This is a genomic window from Prochlorococcus marinus CUG1438 (assembly GCA_017644325.1).
Classification (GTDB): Bacteria; Cyanobacteriota; Cyanobacteriia; order PCC-6307; family Cyanobiaceae; genus Prochlorococcus_A; species Prochlorococcus_A marinus_AA.
Genome location: JAEPLS010000001.1, coordinates 372,841 through 391,988, shown reverse-complemented (window position 1 = coordinate 391,988; position 19,148 = coordinate 372,841). Strand labels below are relative to the sequence as shown.

Sequence of the window (19,148 nt, the reverse complement as noted above, 5' to 3'; positions counted from 1 at the left end):
AATACAGGAATGATTTCCAGTAACGATTTTCGCACAGGTACCACCATTGAATTGGATGGACAAGTTTGGCGTGTTGTAGAGTTTCTACATGTCAAGCCTGGTAAGGGTTCTGCTTTCGTGCGAACAAAATTAAAATCAGTTCAAAGCGGCAACGTTGTTGAAAAAACTTTTCGAGCCGGAGAATCGGTACAGCAGGCTATCCTAGAGAAGTCTAACCTGCAACACACTTATGTGGAGTCAGGAGATTATGTTTTTATGGATATGACAAGTTTTGAAGAAACAAGACTTTCTGCTGAACAAATTGGTAAAGGCTCAAAGTACTTGAAAGAGGGGATGGAGGTTAATGTTATTTTTCACAATGGCAAGGTTTTAGAAGTTGAACTTCCTATATCAATTACCTTAAAAGTTACAGAAACTGATCCTGGTGTTAAAGGCGATACTGCTAGTGGGGGCACTAAACCAGCTATTCTAGAGACAGGTGCTCAAGTTATGGTTCCTTTATTCATCTCTGTTGGAGAAATGATTAAGGTTGATACTCGTAACGATAGTTATCTTGGACGTGAAAATTAATGGCCATGAAATTAGATCATGAAGACTTAAATCGTTTAATAGAGAAAATCTCAAAAAGCGATATTCAAGAATTCTCCCTAGAAGGAGAAGACTTTAAACTTGAAATAAAGCGAAACTTGTTTGATCAGAGTCAATCCACTCATAATTTAGTTTCCAATAATTTATTTGATAAGCAAACAAATGCGAATCAAAAATCTATAAGTGATAATGCTCCAATTACTAACACTCCAATTGCTAATGAGCCGGATTCTGCTCAGATACCCCCTCCTGGGCGCTCAGATCTTATTGAAATTACATCTCCTATGGTTGGGACTTTTTATAGGGCAGCAGCGCCCGGAGAGGAGCCATTCGTAGAAATTGGAAATATTATTAAGGTTGGTCAAACTATCTGTATTTTGGAAGCAATGAAATTGATGAACGAAATTGAATCTGAATTTAATGCTGAGATAGTAGAAATTCTTGTTGAAAATGGAACGCCGGTTGAATTTGGTCAAGTACTAATGCGAGTTAAACAGTCTTGAATTTTTGGTAAATTCAACTGCAGTTTTTATTGCCTCAATCATACTTTGACATTGAGATTTACCTTTGCCAGCAATATCAAACGCTGTTCCATGATCTGGAGATGTTCTTATAAAAGGTAAACCTATTGTAGTATTGACTGAGTAATTAAGAGCAATAACTTTCATTGGTATTAAACCTTGATCATGATACATAGCAAGAATGCCATTATGAGTTTCAACATCTTTTTGTCTCCAAGCTTTTGCAGAAGAATTCCAACAACTATCAGGTGATACGGGACCTAGTAATTTAATATTTCTATTTTTTTCATTCCAAGTAATCAATGCATCATTTAGCCAATCTTTTTCTTCATTACCTAAAATACCTTCTTCGCCAGCATGAGGATTTAAACCAGCGACCTTTAAAGTGGGTTGTTCAATATAAGTACCACAATAATCTCTCAAAAGATCTAATTTAGAATGAATTAATTCTACAGTTAATACCTTTGGCACATCGCGAAGAGCTATGTGAGTTGTGGCAAGTAAAGTATTAAATCTCCAACCTGTAATTGGTGATTTAGCTGTGAATAGCATTCCAACTTTTTTTATTCCGCATAATTTTGCTAGTACCTCCGTCTGGCCAGAGAAATTATGACCTGCTAATGACCATGATTTCTTGCAAATTGGGGCAGTTACTAGCGCTGAATTGGGATATTGTTGTACAATTTCAATTGCTTTCGTTAGGTATTTGAAACTTGAATTTCCATAACTTGATTTAGACACATCATTAGATGAAGAGATTTCGAGATCGTAAATTTGTAAATTATTTGGATTTGCAATGTTTTTTAAACCTAATGATCTAAGGTTTACGTATGTATTTTGTAGATTTCTTTTTGAACCAACTAATATATAGTCAACATTATCAGGTATTTCTTTAGAAAATAACGCTTTTAAAATGATTTCTGGTCCTACACCAGATTCATCGCCTAGAGTTATTACAACTTTTAATCTATTGTTTGAATTTTGAAAGGTCATAATCAGATTTTTAATTTATTGTTTTTTAAATATTCAATAAACAATCTTTTAGACCTAATTTGTAGTTTTTATAAATTAGTTTGTATCCAAGTGTTTTGCATAATAATTTGTTAGAAACTCTTCTATTCTCCATCCAAAAAGATTGAGCTATTTGAGATAACTCGTTTTTTGTATCCTCAAAAAATTTCGGTTCTGGCATTTTTAAATCAAGTAAATCATAGCAATATTGAGTTACTTCTATTTGAGAACAGGGTTCATCGTCTGCAATATTGATGATTTGGTGAAAATTTAAAGAATCTTTATTCTTTAAAAGATAGATGATTGCATTTGTAATATCAGCAACATGAATTCTCGAAAATACTTGATCTTTTTTGACGATAACTCGAATTTTTTTATTTTTGATCGCTTCAAAAGTGGATCTTCCTGGTCCATAAATACCAGGCAACCTAAAAATTTGCACGGGTAAAGCCGATTTAATCCATTCTTGTTCGCAATTTAATCTTTTTTGACTTCTTTTTTGAGAAGGATTAGGTTGGTCTATCTCAGATACCCAATCACCCCTAGTATTTCCATACACTCCTGTGGTCGATAAATATCCAATCCATTTAAGTGATAAACTTTCTAGCTTACTTTTTAGACATTTTAATACTGGATCTTCCCCATTTTTATCAGGAGGTATGCAACTTAGAATATGTGTCACACCATCAAAAATGTTTTCGTTTGGGATTATATTTTTTTCACTATCAAAAATAAAACTAGATGGATCTATCTTCTCAGATCTTGTACTTGTTAATGCGGTATAACCAAGTTTTCTGATGGTTTTTGCAAAGAAGCTACCAGTATAACCACATCCGAAGATTAAAAATTTAATTTTTTTATTTGAGAAACTTGCGAGATTATTCATAAGGTATTAATATAGTACATATGTATTATTAATGATGAGTTTAGTTGTTAAGTCTGATTTGAAATCAAAAACTTTTTGCATTAGTAAAAGTTATTCTTTTCTTGGAGAAAAAGAATTAACTTCTGTAGGTTATAAATTCTATCAAAAATTATTTGTTGTTCTCATTTCATTGTCTGCAATTTTAATATTCACTGAATCTCCAAAAGATTTAGAGAATATATGTCAGAGTTATAACTCTATAAAAATGTGTAATGTTTGGTAATTAGGCTACTTTAAATTTTGGTTCATCTTTTTCGCTATTGTTTTTATTAACTTTAAAATTAGGATTCGCCCATTGTAATAGCCTTATTGCTAGTCTTAAATCTCCATCTAGCCAAGCTCTGATTGCCATTGCTCTTCTAGGATCGTAAAATTTTTGCCTTCTATACCAATACAAAGCATTCTCATCTGATTTATCTCCATTACATGCAAGACATGCAGGTACACAATTTTCTGTTGTACTTAAGCCACCCTGACTCTGTGGTAAGACATGGTCAATGGATTCAGACGGTTTACCGCAATATATACAACTTTTTCCTGTAAATCTATGAATTGACTTTCGCCATTGTCTTAATCTGAATTTCGGACATAAATCCTCTAAAAACACAGCATCATTAATATGCATTCAGACTTTTTAATTAAATAAATAATGGCTTGAAAATATCAAAAGTCAATATTAATTTTTCATAATTATTTCGAAAATTGTGTATAAAAATATATTTTGGTGTTGAAAGATACAAAATATAATTTATTTAATATTTTATTTAAAAATTTGATTTCTTGTTTAAAGTTCTTTTCTAGTAACTATATCTATCAATAGTTTCTTCAGAAAATTCCTCATTAGTTTCTTCTAATTCTTTTTCTAATTTTTTTCTTTTGGTTTCTCTATCTTGTAATTCTTTCTCTTTTCTTTCTTTTTCTTTTTCTAAATCTCTTATTAATTTTCTATTTGGATGAAGATTATCTAAGTATTCAATGCAATATCTAAATTTTTCACTTTCTCTTATAACTGTCTCAGTAATTTGAGATGCGGCTTGCTTAGGTGAGACTTTAAAAATTCCTCCTTTTTGTTTTTTTATATATGAATATGCTGCTTCCCAACTGCTTTCATGATCATTTCCACCCTCTCGCATGGTACAAAAAATTTCTGCACCGAATGAGCTTGCATTTACTTTTGATGTCGTAAAAGCTAGAGGAGTAAATATTCCCAAAGTTAATAATATTATTTTTTGTTGTTTAAATCTTTGCATTAGATTTATTTCATCTATTTAAAAATATCTTTTATTGGAAATATGTCTATAGAAATTTAAGATTTAATTATTCCAAATAGATTTAAGCATTTCACGACTAAAGGAATAATTAAAAGCACAGTAATTAATCTTACTGCGTGAAGAGTTGCGACTGCAGCTCCCACTCCATATTCTGATCCAGCAAGACTCATTCCACTAATACCTCCTGGTGCAGCTCCTAGAATTGTTGTTATAACATCTATATTTAGTAATCGACTTGTCCATAATCCAATTGCTAATCCCGTAGTAACTAAAGTAAAAGTTATTAATATTGCAGGTTTCCATAAGCTTTGAAGATCTAATAAAGAATCTTTAGTTAATGATGTACCAATAACGGTCCCAATTCCGATTTCCAATATTGTTCTAGTGCCAACTGGCCAATTTGCTACATCAACTTTGCCACTAATACTGACTATACTCGCGCCAATTAAAGCCCCCGCAAGAGGAGCGGCAGGGATGCCCGTTTTTAGAGCTAAAGCGCCAAAAATTCCACCAGCAATTAGGTAATAAATTAGATTTATGTTTGGCATAAATTTTAGGGATGTTTGGACATAATATTAGAAGAAATTTATTTTTCTTGGGTTTATGGTCTAACTATATTTTGTTTTCCTCTCGTAATGTCCCCTTTTATTGGCATAATAATACTTAAAGCATGAATTTTATGTCTTCACAAATTTCATACACAGCTAATAAAAGCCGCATAAAGAAAAAACTATCTTTTTTTGAGGGTGGTCACCAGCTTGAAAAATTAGAATTTGCTCTCGCAATTGCTCAAACTAAAGGAGATGAAAAAAGATCAATCATTCTTAGAAAAAAGATTGTTGAATTAGGAGGAAATGTAGAAGAGCCAGGTACTTAACTTAATTTGATTCAAGATGTTTAGATACAGTTACTAATGCTGCACCAACTTCCTCAGCTGTTATTTTACCTAATTCAAGAAGTGTATTACTAATCGCAGAAATGACAGTAATTATATCTCTATCGTTTACATATCCTAAGTGCCCAACTCTAAATATTTTCCCTTTCAGGTGATCTTGACCGCCAGCAAGTAAAATATCGTATTTGTTTTTTATTATTTTTCTAAATACTTCAGCATCCAGTTCTCCAGTTTCTATAGCAGTAATTGAAGGACTTAAATATTTTTCATCAGCAAATAATTTTAGATTTAAAGCTTTTACAGCCTTGCTTATTGCTAGTTTATGTTTACTGTGTCTAAGAAAAATATTGTCTAAACCTTCTTCTTTCATCATTTTTAGAGCTTCATCTAAAGCAAAAACTAAATTTACTGCGGGAGTGAATGGATTACTGTTATTTAAAAGACTTTTTTTGTAGGATTTTAAATTTAAATAGAATTTTGGTAAGTTTGCTTTTTCTGCAGCGTTCCATGCTTTTTGGCTTACTGCTACAAAACTAAGGCCTGGAGGAATCATATATCCCTTTTGTGATCCTGAAGCAACGATATCTAATTTCCATTCATCTATTGGAACATTACAGGCCCCGAGACTTGTTACGCAGTCAACGATAGATAATGCTTCTTTGTGTTCATGAATATATGAGCTAATAGTTTTTAGATCATTAATTACACCTGTTGAAGTTTCAGAATGAGTTAAAATAACAGCCTTTATTTCCTTTTGGATATCTTCTCTTAATACTTTTTTGAATTCCTCAGGGTTAAGGGGATTACCCCATTCAGAAGTAATCTTTATTACATCTAATCCATATTCAGTAGCAACTTTTACCCATCTTTCACCAAATTTTCCATTTTCTCCACAAATTACCTTATCTCCTTTACTTAACGTATTTATTATTCCTGCTTCCATTGCGGCAGTTCCACTACCAGTAATTGTTAATACGTCATTTTTAGTTTGATGGAGCCATTGTAAATTTCTTGTAGTGCTTTCTACAAGCTCTTGAAACTCTTTACTTCGATGGCCAATGGGATGCTTACTTAATGCTTGTAAAACTTTTTCTGGAACTGGTGTGGGTCCTGGAATCATCAATGATAATTTTTGTTGTATGGCCACTTTTTATTAAATAGGTCATTCTTAGATTAGTTGTCATTAAATATTTTTCAATTACTTGATTTGAAAAAAGGATTTTCTTTACCTTTGTGGGTTGCTGGCGCTTCTAAAGCTGCTTTAAAAAAATTGGTAGGATTTTCATTTGAGAATTATGAACTAATTAAAATTCCTAATGAAAAAAAACAAATAAAAATAGAGGTACATTCTGTTGGCTTTCTTAAAGAAAAGTCTCATGTATTAGGAATTTCTTTTGCTAACTCTGGATTAGATCTTGATATTACTCAAAATTTAGAAATTTGGACAATAGTTTCTTTAGAAAAAACTTCATTAAAAAGCTTTGTTAATACAAATAAAATAAATATTATTGCTGGATCTGGTGTCGGTGTTAATGAGAAGACGTCAGAAATATGTATTTCTGATTTTGCAAAAGAGGTTTTAAATGAAAATTTAATGGATACAATTCCAGCAGGTTTTAATTTGAATTTAGAAATCATTTTTCCAAATGGAGAGTTCTTGGCTGAAAGAACTAGTAATAAGTCATTTGGTATCGTTGATGGATTATCAATTATTGGTACATCTGCTGAAACTTATTCAAGTGCTTCACCTGATCAATTAGAAAAAGCTAAAAATGAGCTAGCAAATTTAATTAAAAATGATTTTAATGGACAAGTTGTTTTTGTTATCGGGGAAAATGGTTTTAATTTGGCCAAAATGTCTAATGTTAAATTGCCAATTATAAAAGTTGGTAACTGGATAGGACCATTACTAGTTGATGCTGCAGTAAAAAATTTCAGAACTGTTATCCTTTTTGGTTATCATGGAAAATTAATTAAATTAGCAGGAGGAATTTTTCATACTCATAATCATTTGGCTGATGGGAGGATAGAGATTCTTGTTTATTTAGCAGTGAAAGAAAAAATTCCATTTGAAGTAATAGTCAATCTATCTAAATCAAATACACTTGAGGATGCTTTACTATTTCTCGAAGGTTTTAATAAATCAGTAGCTGATAGATTATTTAAAAATTTATCAAATACCATTGAAAGTCGTTCTTTGGAATATGTTAAGAGATATACAAAAACCGATATGAAAATTGCCGCAATTATTTTTGATAGAAAAAGAAAAATAAGGTGGTCCGGAGTTAATGGTAAGGACTATATTTCAAAATTTCGATACGATTAATTTTTTATTGATTATGCTTTTGCAAATAAATTGAGCTAACTTTTATACATGAGTCAAAAATCTTTAAAAAAAGAAAGAGATCCCTCAATATTAATTTTAGATTTCGGATCTCAATATTCTGAGTTGATTGCTAGAAGAATTAGAGAAATTAATGTTTATTCTCTTGTTGTTAGTAATCGTATTTCAATCCAAGATATTAATAATATTAATCCACAAGGGATCATTTTAAGTGGGGGACCGAATTCTGTTTATGAACAAAATGCTCCCAAGTGTGATGAAAAAATTTTTGATTTAGGCATTCCTATTTTTGGTATATGCTATGGAATGCAATTAATGGTCAAAGAACTTGGAGGAACTGTAATTTCTGCAAATAAAAAAGCTGAGTACGGCAGAGCACCATTAAATATAGATTTAGAATGCGACCTTCTCTCTGATGTAATGGATAAATCCATAATGTGGATGAGTCATGGCGATTCAATAAATTCTTTGCCTGATGGATTTAATAAAATTGCGCATACTGAGAACACAATTCATGCGGCAATTGCAAATGATAGAAGGAAATTATATGGTGTTCAATTTCATCCTGAAGTCATTCATTCAGAGTATGGAATGGCAGTAATTAAAAATTTCGTTTACAAAATATCTAGTTGTTCAGCGGATTGGACAACTGAGACTTTTTTAGAGGAAACTATTCCGACCATAAGAGAGCAAGTTTGCAATAAGAAAGTTTTACTCGCATTGTCAGGAGGAGTTGACTCTTCAACTCTTGCTTTTCTTCTCAATAAAGCGATTGGAAATAATCTGACTTGTATGTTTATAGATCAAGGTTTTATGAGAAAAGGTGAACCTGAATTTTTAATGGATTTTTTTGATAAGAAATTTCATATTAAGGTTGAATATATCAATGCAAGGGAAAGGTTTATTGCAAAATTAAAGGGGATTACTGATCCAGAACAAAAAAGGAAAATTATTGGTGAAGAATTTATTAGAGTATTTGAAGAAGAAAGTAATAGACTAGGCCCTTTTCAGTACCTTGCACAAGGTACTCTATATCCCGATGTTATCGAAAGTGCTGGTACTAATATTGATCCAAATACAGGTGAGAGAATAGCTGTAAAAATAAAGAGTCATCATAATGTGGGCGGATTACCCAAAGATTTACAATTTAAATTAGTCGAGCCATTGAGAACGCTTTTTAAGGATGAAGTCAGAAAATTAGGTACTGCTTTGGGTTTGCCTGATCAAATCATAAAAAGACATCCTTTCCCAGGACCAGGGTTGGCTATAAGAATTCTGGGAGAGGTTACCAACGAAAAACTTGAATGTTTGAGAGATGCAGATTGGATAGTTAGAGATGAAATTAAGAAGTCAGGTCTTTATGATGATATATGGCAGGCTTTTGCAGTATTATTACCCGTAAAAACTGTAGGAGTTATGGGGGATAAAAGAACATATGCTTGGCCAATAGTTTTACGTTGCGTATCTAGTGAAGATGGGATGACTGCAGACTGGTCAAAAATACCTTTTCAAATTTTAGAGAGAATTTCAAATAGAATCGTTAATGAAGTAAATTCAGTGAATAGAGTTGTTTATGATATTACAAGCAAGCCTCCTGGAACTATTGAGTGGGAGTGAAGCGTAGGGTATAAACCCAGTTATAGATTCAAAAACATGGTTTCCCTGGCTTTCCCGTGGAAATTTTATAAACCTATTTCCAATGGATCTAAGGAAGCAAAAATTCATTAAAGGTTGCCAAAATCTTTCAAAATATGCTTTATTAAGTGCCTAAGGTCTTATCTAACCATTTTAACCTATCTTTTTTGAGCATCATTTCGCAATATTCGTAATGCCCACCATATCTATTTTCTTTACATGTAGCATTAACATATTTCTCAAATGCCTCTTGACTTTTTTTTAATGTGCAAGCATGAGATGCATATATCCCATAACATTTTCCTTTTGAATTGATTCTTATTTTGATGAGAGCATCAAGTTTTTCTTGTGCTTGCAAAGAACATCCAATAACTAATCCGTTATTCATTTTTAGTTCTGATTTGTCTAAACATTGTGAATAAAAAGAATACTTCGAATATTCTTTATTTTCCTGCATTTCGGATTTTATTGGAGATAAGAAAGTTAAAAAAAACAAGGACAATAAACTAAATTTATTCACTAATCCCATCCATAAGCAAAATATTTTCTACATCCACCAGAGTCAATAAAAAATCCTTCCGATGCATTCAAGATTGATTCCATCTTTGTTGAAAGATTAAATCTCCCATATTCTCCTTTTTTTGTATTACCTGAGAGAGAATAGTAATAAAGAGACGCTAAATTTGGCATAAATGCTTTAAGTTTTCCTGATTTTCTATGTGCTTCCGGGGTTGATCTTGCTAACTGGTTTCCAACAAAATTAACGAAGGGTCCATAACCTATTGTTTCTAGTTTTTCATGTTTTAGGTAGTGATATTTAAGTTTCGGATCATAAGATATTGAATTGGGTAAATAATTTTTCAAGTGATAATATTGACCTCCATAACCATTTGAGATTCCAATTTTTAAGAGATATTCTGGGTCATTTTTATAACTTAAAGTTCCAACACCCCAACCTCCATATGGTTTATGCATTTTAAGCGAGACATTTGGTTCTGATTCACTTATGAGAGTGCAAAATGAATCTGCTTTAACTGAAGGAATAAAACCTAATAAAAGTGGCAAAAGGAGTAAGAGTTTCATTACCTACGACGACTAAGATCTATTAACTTAGTGGTCTTCTCGCAAATATCAACATCTATCCATTCCATAGTGACTGTATGAGTAGACATATCCTCTTTTGCTCCGACTGCATATTTGCATTCTCCCCTTTTATAAATCCAATACCAAGGATATTTGTAATGAGTATTACGTTCAATCCTTTTTGTAAGCATTTTCCAATAGTTGTTATTAACTAATTTAATTGCTGCTCTTTCGCCTTCAGTACATTCACCTTGCGATTCTGGGCAGGTATATTTGTGCCTTTTATATTGTTCTGTATTAGCAGGGGTATTAAAACCAAATATTAATAATAGAAGAAATAGTTTTTTCAAAATGATTTTTTATATTAATTTTAATTATCCTGTCAATATGACAAATATTGCGCCTCAAACTATAGGTTTCCCGAGGGTTTCCCGTAGAAAAATTTGTGTTATAATTAGCTCAAACCCCTTGATATAACTGTCCTTTTTATTCACCTTTTTGGAGGTATTATTGAGTGGGAATAAACCATAGGGTTAAAGTGTAGTCATATCGCCATTCTTGCGGTTTGTTGGGAGTTTGTTTTACTAAATCTTTAAAGATAAAATTTGAATATAACTAAGATATTAATACTTATATTTGTTGCAAGTTTATTGCAAAATATTTTTTTCTCTTCATGTAGAAATCAATTATTATTAAATTTCTTTTAAGAGTAATTTTTGTTCTTAAGGTTTTGTCTATTCAATTCAGAAAATATTTTTGTAAATTTTTAATACCGATAAGTTTTTTAATAAATCCACTTTTTCTTTTTATGTTTTCTGAAAAATTAAATGCTCAAACTATTAAATTAAACTGTGATGTTAAAACACATATTCAAAGATGGGAAGGAGAGGTTTGGGAAAATATTAAAAATATGAATTGGGATTTGGAAGTTAATCAAATAAATAAGATAGTAGTTAAAAGAGAGACCCTTTTTTTTGAAGGGAAAAATTATGATCTAATTTATTATTTTAATATTATGAATGATAAAAATAATAAGATAGTTGCTTTTAGGAAAGAGGAAATGGAAACATTAAATGGTGGTCTTGCTTCAACAACTATGACACTAGATTTAAATTCAATGAAAATTTCTACCGCAAATCATATGCAAGATAATCGTGGGTATTCTTTTTCTCTTCATTACGGAACATGCTTTCAAAAGTAGATTTTTTATTATTGACTTTCTACATACTTAAATAAATATCGTTCAAAAGTATAAAGAATTATTGGTTTAACTTTGTTGCTGGTTTGTTGCGAAACTTATGATTTTACACATGTCAATCATACCAATAGAAGTTGAGGGGTCTTTTACGATGGTTCTATTGAGTGGGAATAAACGGATTTTAAGAACCCAGTTATAACTTAAAATTATCGGCTTTACGTTAGATATATGCAAAATAATGGTTAAGTCATAGTTTTGCCCTTGAGCGATAAACTCTAGTGCAGTTTTACGTGGGTTTTACTTTGACCTAATTGATCGATTCTAAAGAGAAATCTTATAAAGTCTGTTTTCTCTACAGTTGGTATATTGATTAAAAGTAAATTTTGATATGAAAAAACGAACCGCTTTTATTGGTGCAATATTATCTTTAATTCCATTAGGGCAACCATTATTAATTAAGACAGGAATATTTTTATCCACTTCAGGAATAACTATTCTTAGTTCTCAAAAAGTAAATGCAGACACTGCAAGAAGTTACTATAAACTCGGAAGGAAAGATTTTAATAACGGTGATTTTTATGGTGCTGTTTCTAATTTTAATAAGGCAATAGAAATAGATTCAGATTTCGCTAATGCTTATATTGCAAGATGCGGGGCAAAATTAAACCTTCAGATTAATCAAGGAGCAGTTGAAGATTGTGAAAAAGGAATAGCAATAAATACTTTAGATAATTCTATTTACGTTGACAAGCAAACAGCATTCACTAATTTATGTGGAGCAAAAACTAATTTGGGAGATAATTATGGAGCAATTTCTGATTGTAATAAGGCAATAAAATTAGATAGTAAGGATGGACTTGCTTATAGGAATCGTGGAATTGCTAAAGAGAAAATAGGGGATTTAAAAGATGCTTGTTTAGATTGGAGACAAGCATCTAAATTTGGAGATCAAGATTCACAAAAGTGGTATGAAAATCAATGTTGAAAATAAAAAGTATTCTTTAAAATTAGTTCATATACTCATAACGCAAAGTATACATAATGGAAGTAATCGGTTTTACGTGGGGTTGACGTGATAATGGTGCTATCACTTAAGTCATTCATACCAATGCTTTTGAAACATCAAAAACACTTGGAACTATTGAGTAGGAATAAGTTATAGCGTAAAAGTTTACTTATATCCTGATTCTTGCGGTTTGTCACGGATTTGTCATAGACCTAATTGCTCATCTCTTAAGAGAAATAGCAAAAAGTTCATTTTCTCTACAGTTGGTATATTAATTAAAAGTATTTTTGATATGAAAAGACGAACTGCTTTTATTGGAGCATTATTATCATTTGCTTCAATTATTTTTTTTACTGGAAATGTAAAGAGTGAAGAGTATATTTGCTCTTCAGAACTTTCTGCTTTGGGTAGACCAGGAGAGGTTGAATTAGGAAAATATCAAAGAATTGGAAATTATTTTGTGCAGACTTCTAAAAATGGAAAATTCAAATTTTCAATATTAAAAGAAACAAGTAAATTTATTGTTTTAGCAGAAACTTATGATTATCCTGATGTTTTTATTACCATATTAGATAAGCAAAAAGGGACTCTGTATGAAAGATATTTATCAATTACTGAAGGGAGTAAAGAAAGTATGCCTACAATGGGAACTTGTATAGTTTCTGACTAAATTGTTTCTCTACAATTAGTTCATAATAATTACAAAGAAAAATATAAAGAATGGAATTTTTCGGTTTGTCACGAGTTTGTCACGAGAATTACCCTTTTGAAGAAGTCAATGGTACCAAAAGGTTACAATGTTCAAAGTCAAGTAGTTCTATTGAGTGGGAATAAATAGATTATAGGGACTCAGTCATAGCTTAAATTAATCGGTTTTCAGTGAGATATATGCAAAATAGTGGTTAAGTTATAGCAGTCTTTTTGGGCGAAAAAATCTTCTGTGGTTTTCTTTTAGTTTTACATAGCACCGTTCCGCTCTCTCAAGAGAAATGTATAAAGAAAGGATTTAATCGATTTTATTTTGCTTTTTTTAGAATAAAAGTATTCTTTCTATAAAGAATATAATTTTTAATCTCTTTATCTTGAAAATTAAAGTTATATCGCATGTGTGTACGGTTATGATACTATTAGTTGAAGTTTTTTTTTAGTAAGTGAATTTTTTAAAAAAGTTTTGGAATAAGTTTCAATTTTCTAAAGATATAGGTATAGATTTAGGGACTGCTAATACACTCATTCATGTCTCTGGTAAGGGAGTGATTCTTGAAGAGCCTTCAGTGGTTGCGATGGATCTAGAAGAAGGAGTTCCCTTGGCAGTTGGTGAAGAAGCAAAACTAATGTTAGGAAGAACTCCCGGCAACATAAAAGCAGTTAGACCTTTGAGGGATGGAGTTATTGCTGATTTTGATGCTGCAGAAAAAATGATACAAACATTTATTCAAAAGTGCAATGAAGGTAAAGGGATTTTAGCTCCAAGAATAGTTATTGGCATTCCAAGTGGAATTACCAGCGTTGAACGACGAGCAGTCAGAGAGGCTGGATTAGCTGGGGCTAGAGAGGTTTATCTAATTGATGAACCTGTAGCTGCCGCAATTGGTGCTTCCTTACCTGTAACTGAACCGGTTGGAACAATGATTGTTGATATTGGTGGAGGTACTACAGAAGTTGCAGTATTAAGTCTTGGTGGAACTGTTGTCAGTGAGTCTCTCCGAATAGCGGGTGATGAAATAAATGAATCAATTACCAGCTACCTTAAAAAGAAGCATAGTATGGCTGTGGGTGAGAGAACTTCAGAAAAGATCAAAATTAAAATAGGCTCTGCTTTCCCTGATAATAATTTTGATAATACAACTTTTGAAGTTCGTGGTTTGCATTTATCCTCTGGGTTGCCAAGATCTATAACTTTAACTGCTGAAGAAGTTAGAGAAGCAATGGCAGATCCACTTAACAAAATTGTTGAAGCTATTAAAAGAACTTTAGAGAGAACCCCCCCTGAATTGGCTGCAGATATCGTTGAAAGAGGTATTATGCTGGCAGGAGGAGGAGCTTTAATAAGAGGAATTAATGATTTAATTACTCAAGAGACCGGCATTTTTACGCACATAGCAGACGAACCTTTATTATGCGTAGTCAATGGTTGTGGAGAAATACTTGATGATTTTAGAAAACTTAGAAAAATTGTCGACACAGTTGATTTAGGAACAAGTTCAATTAGAAATTAAATAATAATTAGATTAACTTTTAGTTATAAAGATTTAATAATAGAATAATTAGTTTGAGACAAAATTATTTGTTATTTTTCTAATAAATAAATTTTTTCTTCCCCTATTTTGTCGGGCCGGATTATTTTACATCCTTTATCTTTTTCTAAATCGCAATCTTTTGAAGCAGCGATTGTTTTCCATGAACAAATCTTCTCTTCTGAATATTCTTGTTTAATTTTCCACCCATCATTGATGTATTGTGAGAGATTACTATCTTCGTCACACGAAATAATAATTTCAATGCTATTTTCGCTTTCTTTAACTTGTTTTTCTGGTGCTTTGCATCCGCTAACCAAAAAGAAGATCATAAAAATGTAAATAAATTTGTTATTGATTTTCATTGTTCTTTCATGCAAATATTAAATTTATCAATAGCTGTTTTTGGAAATCCAAGACTCATAAACTTTTTATAATTACTATTGTCTCCTTTGCATATTTTTTCTTTGTTTTGAATTTGTATTTTTCTTTCTTTTTGAATCAATTTTTGAATCCTGAAGCTTTCGATAGATTTAAAAATAAAAGGTACAGAACCAATAAATAATCCAATCAAAAATGAATATTGCAGTGCTGATTTGTAATTCTTCAAGTGAATTTCAAGACTGTTATGTATAGAGAAATTATTCATTTTAATCATAAGGTTTACTTTTCTTTTAACTATGTTTGCTCCAATTTCTTGAAATTTTTTAGAAAATTCTTCATATCCTCTTTCTAAATGATTTAGTCCTCGCACTATTGTTATGCCATTTGCAGATAGACCTGCAAGGGCCAATGCTGCTGTACCTCTTAAATCATATCCCATAACTACTCTCCCTTGTAACTTTTTGACCCCAACAATAGTTGCAATATTATCTTTGACAGTAATATTAGCTCCCATAAGATTTAGTTCCTTAACATGATGCATCCTATTTTCAAATACTGTTTCTTTGATTTTTGAAGTTCCATTTGCTGTCGCCATTAAAGCCATAAAAGGAGCTTGTAGATCAGTTGGAAATCCTGGGAATGGATTAGTGGTAATATCAACAGAATTTAAAATTTTATCTGGAATTATTGTTAAAACTTGTTTTGAATAATTAAAACTACATCCACAAAGTTCTAGTTTTTCAATTATGGCTTTTAAATGATATGTGTCGCATGGGAAAAGACTTAAAGTAGATCTTGTTACTGCAGCGGCAATTAAAAAAGTCCCTGCTTCAATTCTGTCAGGAATGACGGTGTAATCACATCCTTTCAAGGATTCAACTCCTTCAATTGTTATGCATTCTGATCCTGCACCTTTTATTTTTGCACCCATTAGATTTAACATGTTTGCTAAATCTATAATTTCTGGTTCCTGTGCTGCGTTGTTTAATGTAGTTATTCCCTCTGCTAAGGATGCCGCCATTAATAATGTCTCTGTGGCACCTACACTTTTGCACTCAAAATTGATCGATGATCCAACCAATCTCTTATTAGGGGTAATTACTTTAGCACTTAGGTGTCTTTTGTTGAATTTAAAGGTAACTCCTAATTTTTTGAGTGAATTAATATGTTCATCTATTGGTCTAGATCCTATTAAGCATCCTCCTGGTAAAGGTATGTTAGCTTCTCCAAATCTAGCAAGGATCGGTCCTATGCAAAAGAAACTACCTCTAAGAGCATGAAATAAATTCAAAAATAAATCCTGTTTTGGTGGGCTAATTTCTTTAGTATTTATGTTTAATTGATTAGCATGTGATTTAACATTAATACCCATTGCAGTTAAAATTTTAGACATAATTAGAACATCTGCAATTTCAGGAACATTAAAAAGATTAATTTGACCCTCAGATAGAATTGAAGCTGCCATTAAAACTAAAGCAGAGTTTTTTGCGCCACTTATTTTAACTTTTCCTTCAAGTAATTCACCACCTTCTATTTCTAAATATTTCGTATTAAAAAAAACTTTCCTAAAAATTTTGTTTTTACTTTTTTTTATATTCATTTTTAAAATTTATTAAAAAATTTTATGCAAATTGAAAATATTTTTTGATGGCCTAAATTAACTTCTTCCCAACAATATTTTATTTCGATATTGTTTTTTTCGTTAGCGACAAATAAGCGATTCACTAGATGGAAATATTTCAGATTATTATATCAAATGCAATAGCCTGTATTCTTGTCTTTTAAAATTTAGTTCATTTAATAAATAATTTTGTGTACAAAATAATACAAGAAAACTTTTTTAGAAAATTTTTTTATCCCTTTAACGTTCAAGCTTTTATTTCAATACTTTAATTGAGATTTTATTCATAATCAAAATAAGAAACCCATTTCTCTAAATATTGGTGACAATTTTCAAAGTATCTTTCATAGTTCTTCCATTTTTTTATCGATGATTTATATAGAGGCTGAACCACTTGAGAAGAAGAAGGTGTATTTATTTTGCCTCTTTCTATTGCTGTTTCTCTATATTTTTTTACATTTTCATCCCATTCATTGCCTAAAAAGTCTAATATTTTTAGAGTATGCGAATCAAAGCTCTCAATAAGATCCTCGTACTTAGATGTTATAAAATCTAGATGAAGATTTGTCTTATATATATCCCACGCATTCATCACTTGATCATACATTCTCGATCCTGATTGAAGACTTACTAAGTTAGCCATTGCTAAATTTGGCTTGAAAGATTGTTGGAAGCAGGAAAGAACTGTGTCATAGGGATGTCTATGCGTAAAAATTATTTTGGCTTTAGGAAAAATAAGATTTATTAGAGGAAGAGAAACTGTATTTAACGGCAATTTATCTATAAATAAATTTGCATTTTTGGTCTTGTATTGTCTAAGTAATTCAAAGTACTTTTTTCTAAGTAAAATTAGATTTTCCTCAGAAATATTGCATAGATTATTGAGCTCTATATTAAATTTTTCTCTAATTAAACATTCAATACTAGAAATTAGAGGTTTTTCTTCTATAACTTCAATATCTCTATGACTTCTAAGTATGGTATCTAACAGAGTAGTGCCAGATCTTGGAAATCCTATTAGGAAAGCAAGATTAGAATCTTCAATTTCATCATTAAATTTATAAAAAATTATTTTTTTATTTTTGATGTTTTCTTTATAAGTACTTATATAGTTAAGGTATAAATCTTTACTTAAACTCTTGAATGATTGGACTTTTTGACTTTTTTCAAAACATGCGTAAGCATGATCATAATTTCCGACTTTATCGTTTATGAATGCTTTAAAATTCCAAAATATTGCTTTTTGACTATTATTAATTTTCTCTATCCATTCAGAAGAGATTTTATCTATTAACTCTTTAGCAGTGTCATGCTCCTTGTTTCTAAACTTTAATCTAGCGCGAAAGAGGATTTGTTCATTTTTAATACCATCTATTTTTTTGAATTCTTCTAATGACTCTTTTAATTTATCTAAATTATTTATTTGTTCATAGTGGTGGAATAGATTGAAATAGGCATATGCGAAATTAGGATTAATTTCAATTGCTTTGCGGTATGACAATTCAGCATCTTTTAAGTTCCCAATATCTCTGAAAATATTACCCAGATTTGAATGTGCTTCTGGCATATTAGGATTAATTTCAATTGCTTTGCGGTATGACAATTCAGCATCTTTTAAGTTCCCAATATCTTTTAATATATTTCCAAGATTGTAATGAGCATTTGCATAGTTAGGATTAATTTCAATTGATTTTCGGTATGACAATTCAGCATCTTTTAAATTATCAATATTTTTCAATATGACTCCAAGATTATAATATGCTTTTGAAAAGTTAGGATTAATTTCAATTGCTTTACGGTATGACAATTCAGCATCTTTTAATTTGCCTTGATCTCTCAATATCATTCCATAATTAGAATGAGCATTTGCGAAGTTAGGACTAATTTCAATTGCTTTGCGAGTATAAAGTTCAGCATCTTTTAATTTGCCTTGATCTCTCAATATCATTCCATAATTAGAAAAAACTCTGTCATTAATACATCCTTGACTGATTAAGTGTTGATAATATTTTATTGCTTCTTTTATGTTTCCTTTTATGTGGAAATTAATTGCCTGATTTATTTTATGTTCTAGAGAAATATCATTTTTTCTATTGCTTTTCTTTTTAGGTTTGTAATGATTTCCAAAACCTTTCATTTTGACAAACAATTATTAATCTTTTATTAATAGTAACTCAATATCTGATACAAAATAAAAAAACAGATTGTTGTTTTCAGTTCACAAATAATGGAAAGAAGAGAGTTGAGATAAAAAGATAATGATAAAGTTAAAGATTAAATCTATGCAAAAAAAGATTAGAATTATCAAAGATTAATAGCTAAAATGAAGTAAATCCCTAGTTCCCAATTTTTTAACCCTCTCAAGCAAACCATATGCAAGTTTTTAAAAATCAGAGCCTACTACGAAAGAAATTTTTAAATGAGATTTA

The 19,148-nt window shown here is 30.9% G+C and carries 22 protein-coding genes; 10 read left to right on the top strand and 12 right to left on the bottom strand.

What is annotated here, in order from left to right; translation table 11 throughout:
* The first annotated feature begins 9 nt into the window (after positions 1-9).
* Positions 10-570: an elongation factor P gene (efp, locus tag JJ847_02270; GenBank protein MBO6959711.1), complete on the top strand. Its 561-nt coding sequence runs from the start codon at positions 10-12 to the stop codon at positions 568-570.
* A complete protein-coding gene (gene accB / locus JJ847_02265; protein ID MBO6959710.1) occupies positions 570-1,091 on the top strand; it encodes an acetyl-CoA carboxylase biotin carboxyl carrier protein in 522 nt (173 codons plus the stop codon). Before efp ends, accB begins: the two co-directional genes overlap by 1 nt.
* On the opposite strand, the gene pdxA is transcribed toward accB, so the two are convergent.
* The gene (gene pdxA, locus JJ847_02260) at positions 1,068-2,102 is read right to left on the bottom strand and encodes a 4-hydroxythreonine-4-phosphate dehydrogenase PdxA (protein ID MBO6959709.1); all 1,035 of its coding nucleotides are present in this window, start codon (positions 2,100-2,102) and stop codon (positions 1,068-1,070) included. The two genes, accB and pdxA, sit on opposite strands and share 24 nt — an antisense overlap.
* 25 nt (positions 2,103-2,127) lie before the next feature.
* A complete protein-coding gene (locus JJ847_02255; protein ID MBO6959708.1) occupies positions 2,128-3,006 on the bottom strand; it encodes a sugar nucleotide-binding protein in 879 nt (292 codons plus the stop codon).
* Positions 3,007-3,037: 31 nt separating this feature from the next.
* Between JJ847_02255 and JJ847_02250 the strand changes: the two genes are divergently transcribed.
* Positions 3,038-3,268 carry a transcription factor TFIID gene (locus tag JJ847_02250; protein ID MBO6959707.1) on the top strand — a complete coding sequence of 77 codons (231 nt, stop codon included), beginning with the start codon at positions 3,038-3,040 and terminating at the stop codon, positions 3,266-3,268.
* Here the strand turns inward: JJ847_02250 and JJ847_02245 are convergent, their stop codons facing one another.
* The 3 genes from JJ847_02245 to JJ847_02235 form a co-directional block, all read right to left on the bottom strand.
* Complete coding sequence (locus JJ847_02245; GenBank protein ID MBO6959706.1) at positions 3,269-3,670, bottom strand: HNH endonuclease; 402 nt, start codon at positions 3,668-3,670, stop codon at positions 3,269-3,271. It lies immediately after the preceding gene.
* 172 nt (positions 3,671-3,842) lie between these two features.
* Positions 3,843-4,295 carry a secretion system protein gene (locus JJ847_02240; GenBank protein ID MBO6959705.1) on the bottom strand — a complete coding sequence of 151 codons (453 nt, stop codon included), beginning with the start codon at positions 4,293-4,295 and terminating at the stop codon, positions 3,843-3,845.
* A 56-nt stretch (positions 4,296-4,351) separates the two neighbouring features.
* Positions 4,352-4,864 (bottom strand): AbrB family transcriptional regulator, encoded by a 513-nt coding sequence (locus JJ847_02235; protein MBO6959704.1) that lies wholly within the window; start codon positions 4,862-4,864, stop codon positions 4,352-4,354.
* Between the two features lie 131 nt (positions 4,865-4,995).
* On the opposite strand from JJ847_02235, the gene JJ847_02230 reads away from it, so the two are divergent.
* Complete coding sequence (locus JJ847_02230) at positions 4,996-5,193, top strand: hypothetical protein (protein MBO6959703.1); 198 nt, start codon at positions 4,996-4,998, stop codon at positions 5,191-5,193.
* 1 nt (position 5,194) lies between these two features.
* Here the strand turns inward: JJ847_02230 and JJ847_02225 are convergent, their stop codons facing one another.
* Positions 5,195-6,331: an alanine--glyoxylate aminotransferase family protein gene (locus JJ847_02225; protein MBO6959702.1), complete on the bottom strand. Its 1,137-nt coding sequence runs from the start codon at positions 6,329-6,331 to the stop codon at positions 5,195-5,197.
* Positions 6,332-6,418: 87 nt separating this feature from the next.
* On the opposite strand from JJ847_02225, the gene JJ847_02220 reads away from it, so the two are divergent.
* Entirely contained in the window at positions 6,419-7,537 is a 1,119-nt protein-coding gene (locus tag JJ847_02220) for a cobalt-precorrin-5B (C(1))-methyltransferase (GenBank protein ID MBO6959701.1), read from the top strand.
* Between the two features lie 48 nt (positions 7,538-7,585).
* Positions 7,586-9,172: a glutamine-hydrolyzing GMP synthase gene (guaA, locus tag JJ847_02215; protein MBO6959700.1), complete on the top strand. Its 1,587-nt coding sequence runs from the start codon at positions 7,586-7,588 to the stop codon at positions 9,170-9,172.
* Between the two features lie 142 nt (positions 9,173-9,314).
* Here guaA and JJ847_02210 read toward each other — a convergent pair whose 3' ends face one another.
* From JJ847_02210 to JJ847_02200, 3 genes are all read right to left on the bottom strand, one after another.
* Complete coding sequence (locus JJ847_02210; protein MBO6959699.1) at positions 9,315-9,647, bottom strand: DUF1311 domain-containing protein; 333 nt, start codon at positions 9,645-9,647, stop codon at positions 9,315-9,317.
* Positions 9,648-9,709: 62 nt separating this feature from the next.
* Positions 9,710-10,273, bottom strand: a complete 564-nt coding sequence (locus JJ847_02205; protein MBO6959698.1) for a hypothetical protein — start codon at positions 10,271-10,273, stop codon at positions 9,710-9,712.
* Positions 10,273-10,623: a hypothetical protein gene (locus JJ847_02200; protein MBO6959697.1), complete on the bottom strand. Its 351-nt coding sequence runs from the start codon at positions 10,621-10,623 to the stop codon at positions 10,273-10,275. Before JJ847_02200 ends, JJ847_02205 begins: the two co-directional genes overlap by 1 nt.
* Positions 10,624-11,081: 458 nt before the next feature.
* Between JJ847_02200 and JJ847_02195 the strand changes: the two genes are divergently transcribed.
* The 4 genes from JJ847_02195 (at position 11,082) to JJ847_02180 (ending at position 14,696) form a co-directional block, all read left to right on the top strand.
* Positions 11,082-11,474, top strand: coding sequence for a hypothetical protein (locus JJ847_02195; GenBank protein ID MBO6959696.1), 393 nt, complete (start codon positions 11,082-11,084; stop codon positions 11,472-11,474).
* A gap of 385 nt (positions 11,475-11,859) precedes the next feature.
* A complete protein-coding gene (locus JJ847_02190) occupies positions 11,860-12,456 on the top strand; it encodes a hypothetical protein (GenBank protein MBO6959695.1) in 597 nt (198 codons plus the stop codon).
* Positions 12,457-12,667: 211 nt separating this feature from the next.
* A complete protein-coding gene (locus tag JJ847_02185; protein ID MBO6959694.1) occupies positions 12,668-13,147 on the top strand; it encodes a hypothetical protein in 480 nt (159 codons plus the stop codon).
* Positions 13,148-13,628: 481 nt separating this feature from the next.
* Entirely contained in the window at positions 13,629-14,696 is a 1,068-nt protein-coding gene (locus JJ847_02180) for a rod shape-determining protein (GenBank protein MBO6959693.1), read from the top strand.
* Between the two features lie 71 nt (positions 14,697-14,767).
* Here JJ847_02180 and JJ847_02175 read toward each other — a convergent pair whose 3' ends face one another.
* The 3 genes from JJ847_02175 to JJ847_02165 all read right to left on the bottom strand — a co-directional run bounded on the left by JJ847_02175 (position 14,768) and on the right by JJ847_02165 (position 18,856).
* Positions 14,768-15,094, bottom strand: a complete 327-nt coding sequence (locus tag JJ847_02175) for an alpha-2-macroglobulin (protein MBO6959692.1) — start codon at positions 15,092-15,094, stop codon at positions 14,768-14,770.
* On the bottom strand, positions 15,076-16,698 hold the full coding sequence (gene murA / locus JJ847_02170) for a UDP-N-acetylglucosamine 1-carboxyvinyltransferase (GenBank protein MBO6959691.1): 1,623 nt from the start codon (positions 16,696-16,698) through the stop codon (positions 15,076-15,078). The genes JJ847_02175 and murA overlap by 19 nt, the downstream gene beginning before the upstream one ends.
* 301 nt (positions 16,699-16,999) lie before the next feature.
* Positions 17,000-18,856, bottom strand: a complete 1,857-nt coding sequence (locus tag JJ847_02165; protein MBO6959690.1) for a tetratricopeptide repeat protein — start codon at positions 18,854-18,856, stop codon at positions 17,000-17,002.
* Positions 18,857-19,148 lie beyond the last annotated feature (292 nt).